Source organism: Paenibacillus taichungensis, from assembly GCF_013359905.1.
Lineage (GTDB): Bacteria > Bacillota > Bacilli > Paenibacillales > Paenibacillaceae > Paenibacillus > Paenibacillus taichungensis.
The window spans coordinates 1-332 of the sequence record NZ_JABMCC010000009.1 but is presented as its reverse complement, the minus strand read 5'-3'; the positions used below and the strand labels follow the sequence as shown (position 1 = coordinate 332).

Genomic DNA, 332 nt, shown 5'->3' with positions numbered 1-332 from the left:
GGGAGAGCGCCTGCCTTGCAAGCAGGAGGTCAGCGGTTCGATCCCGCTTGGCTCCACCAACAAGATTTTACAAGCTTGTTCTTTGAAAACTAGATATCGAAACGAAAATTGCGAATTAAAACATTCCTTTTTAAGCTGGACTTGTGTAAACAAGTTTCAATAAAACGGTAGATTGCATTTGCTCCTTGGAGCAATTGGTTAAGCTACTAGAACACAACGAGGATTCCTAGGCGCTAGGGGCCGATGAAGGACGTGGCCAAACACGAAACTGCCTCGGGGAGCTGTAAGCAAGCTTTTATCCGGGGGTGGCCGGATGGGGGAACCCAGCTGGG

Annotated in this window: 1 rRNA gene; it reads left to right on the top strand. The window is 49.1% G+C overall.

Annotated features, from left to right (window positions below):
* Positions 1–196: 196 nt before the first annotated feature.
* Positions 197–332 (top strand): 23S ribosomal RNA (locus tag HP548_RS00050); the annotation flags it as partial.